The sequence below is a fragment of the Mycobacterium sp. TH-M103 genome (assembly GCF_057473785.1).
Window position 1 is genome coordinate 1 of record NZ_JBYCLG010000039.1, and the last position, 2,820, is coordinate 2,820.

General features: G+C 71.5%; 2 protein-coding genes and 2 pseudogenes. 3 read left to right on the plus strand and 1 reads right to left on the minus strand.

Annotated features, from left to right (window positions below; genetic code table 11):
* Positions 1-80: pseudogene (locus AC2VOR_RS01720) on the minus strand (nitroreductase family deazaflavin-dependent oxidoreductase); the annotation flags it as partial.
* Between the two features lie 104 nt (positions 81-184).
* Here AC2VOR_RS01720 and hisD point away from each other — a divergent pair.
* From hisD to AC2VOR_RS01735, 3 genes and pseudogenes are all read left to right on the plus strand, one after another.
* On the plus strand, positions 185-1,513 hold the full coding sequence (gene hisD, locus AC2VOR_RS01725) for a histidinol dehydrogenase (protein ID WP_369741624.1): 1,329 nt from the start codon (positions 185-187) through the stop codon (positions 1,511-1,513).
* Positions 1,510-2,646, plus strand: coding sequence for a histidinol-phosphate transaminase (locus AC2VOR_RS01730; RefSeq protein ID WP_486963087.1), 1,137 nt, complete (start codon positions 1,510-1,512; stop codon positions 2,644-2,646). Before hisD ends, AC2VOR_RS01730 begins: the two co-directional genes overlap by 4 nt.
* A pseudogene (locus AC2VOR_RS01735) lies at positions 2,643-2,820 on the plus strand (imidazoleglycerol-phosphate dehydratase); the annotation flags it as partial. The gene AC2VOR_RS01730 and the pseudogene AC2VOR_RS01735, both read left to right, overlap by 4 nt.

Sequence of the window (2,820 nt, forward strand, 5' to 3'; positions counted from 1 at the left end):
TTGATCTGGAAGCGCTCGAACCAGGGCGGGAACACCATCGGGACGCCCGGCGCGTTGTTGGGATGATCCTTTGCGGACATTGCGGCTCCCTTTCCAAAGCGGGTGTTCACCGGCACTGTACCGGCCGGATAACGACTTGAGTTGCTCTGGGACAATGGACGCTGTGACTGCCACGCCGACGCCCGTGATCGCCCGCATCGACCTGCGGGGCGCGGAGTTGACGGCTGCCCGGCTGCGGGCGGCGTTGCCGCGCGGCGGCGCCGACGTGGAGACCGTCCTTCCGACGGTGCGTCCGATCGTGCAGGCCGTCGCCGAGCGCGGCGCGCAGGCGGCGCTGGAATACGGAGCATCGTTCGACCGCGTGCGGCCCACGGCCGTGCGGGTCCCGAAGACCGCGCTGGATGCGGCCCTGGCCGGCCTGGACGCCGAGGTGCGCGACGCGCTGCAGGTGATGATCGAGCGCACCCGCGCGGTGCACGCCGAGCAGCGTCGCCCCGACGTGACCACCACGCTGGGGCCGGGCGCGACGGTCACCGAGCGGTGGGTCCCGGTCGAGCGGGTGGGCCTGTATGTGCCCGGCGGCAACGCGGTGTACCCGTCGAGCGTGGTGATGAACGTGGTGCCCGCGCAGGCCGCCGGCGTCGCCTCGCTGGTGGTGGCCAGCCCGCCGCAGGCCCGCTCACAGGCCGGGTTCGACGGCCTGCCGCACCCGACGATCCTGGCTGCGGCCGCGCTGCTGGGCGTCGGCGAGGTGTGGGCCGTGGGCGGCGCGCAGGCGGTGGCGCTGCTGGCCTACGGCGGCACCGACACCGACGGGTCAGAACTGGCGCCGGTGGACATGATCACCGGGCCCGGCAACATCTACGTCACCGCCGCCAAGCGGCTCTGCCGCTCGCAGGTGGGCATCGACGCCGAGGCCGGGCCGACCGAGATCGCCATCCTCGCCGACCACACCGCCGACCCGGCGCACGTGGCCGCCGACCTGATCAGCCAGGCCGAACACGACGAGATGGCCGCCAGCGTGCTGGTCACCCCCAGCACCGACCTGGCCGATGCCACCGACGCCGAACTGGCCGACCAACTGCGGACCACCGTGCACCGCCAACGGGTGTCCACCGCACTCGGCGGGCCTCAGTCGGCGATCATCCTGGTCGACGACCTGGACGCCGGGGTCGACGTCGTCAACGCCTACGCCGCCGAGCACCTGGAGATCCAGACCGCCGACGCGGCGCGGGTGGCCGGCCGGATCCGTTCGGCCGGTGCCATTTTCGTGGGCCCGTACGCGCCGGTGAGCCTCGGTGACTACTGCGCGGGATCCAACCACGTGCTGCCGACGGCGGGCAGCGCCCGCCATTCCAGCGGCCTGTCGGTGCAGACCTTCCTGCGCGGCATCCACGTCGTCGACTACACCGAGGCGGCCCTCAAGGACGTGTCCGGGCACGTGATCACGCTGGCCAAGTCCGAGGACCTGCCCGCCCACGGCGTGGCGGTGCGGCGGAGGTTCGAACGATGAACACGCCCGAGCGGCCGACGCTCGAGGACCTGCCGCTGCGTGCGGACCTGCGGGGCAAATCCCCCTACGGGGCACCGCAATTGGAGGTCCCGGTCCGGCTCAACACCAACGAGAACCCGCACCCGCCCACCGCGGCGCTCGTCGAGGACGTGACGCGTTCGGTGGGTGCGGCGGCGGCGGAACTGCACCGCTACCCCGACCGCGACGCGGTGGCCCTGCGCCGCGATCTGGCCGACTACCTCAGCGCCCAGACCGGCACCCGGGTGGGTGTCGAAAATGTCTGGGCGGCAAATGGTTCCAACGAGATCCTGCAACAGCTGCTGCAGGCTTTCGGCGGGCCGGGGCGCTCCGCGATCGGGTTCGTCCCGTCCTACTCGATGCACCCGATCATCGCCGACGGCACCCAGACCGAATGGATCGAGGCCGCCCGCGCCGACGACTTCAGCCTCGACGTCGACGCCGCGGTCACCGCCATCGTCGAGAACAAGCCCGACGTGGTGTTCGTCGCCAGCCCCAACAACCCTTCGGGACAGAGCATCTCGCTGCCCGACCTGCGGAGGCTGCTCGACGTGGTGCCGGGCATCCTGATCGTCGACGAGGCCTACGGCGAATTCTCCGCGCAGCCCAGCTCGGTGACGCTGGTCGGGGAGTACCCGACGCGACTGGCCGTCACCCGCACCATGAGCAAGGCGTTCGCCTTTGCCGGCGGCAGGCTCGGCTACCTGGTCGCCACACCGGCGCTGATCGACGCGCTGCTGCTGGTGCGCTTGCCCTACCACCTCTCCTCGGTCACCCAGGCGGCGGCGCGGGCCGCGCTGCGGCACGCCGACGACACCCTGGGCAGCGTCGCCGCGCTGATCGCCGAGCGGGAACGGGTCACGAAATCGCTGCGCGACATGGGTTTCCGCGTCATCCCGAGCGATGCGAACTTCGTGTTGTTCGGGGAGTTCGCCGACGCACCGGCCGCCTGGCAACGCTACCTGGACGCCGGCGTGCTGATCCGCGACGTCGGCATCCCCGGCTACCTGCGCGCCACCACGGGCCTGGCCGAGGAGAACGACGCGTTTCTGCGGGCCAGCGCCCACCTCGCCGCCACCGAACTGGCCTCCGTCACCCCCGTAGGAGCACCGTGACCGCGACCGTAACCCGCCGCGCGCGCATCGAGCGTCGCACCCGCGAGTCCGACATCGTCATCGAACTGGACCTCGACGGCACGGGTCAGGTCCACGTCGACACCGGTGTCCCGTTCTACGACCACATGCTCACGGCGCTGGGCAGCCACGCCAGCTTCGACCTGACCGTGCGCA

Coding starts and splice junctions, on each gene's coding strand:
- AC2VOR_RS01730 (WP_486963087.1), top strand. CDS start 1,510: ATGAACACGCCCGAGCGGCCGACGCTCGAGGACCTGCCGCTGCGTGCG.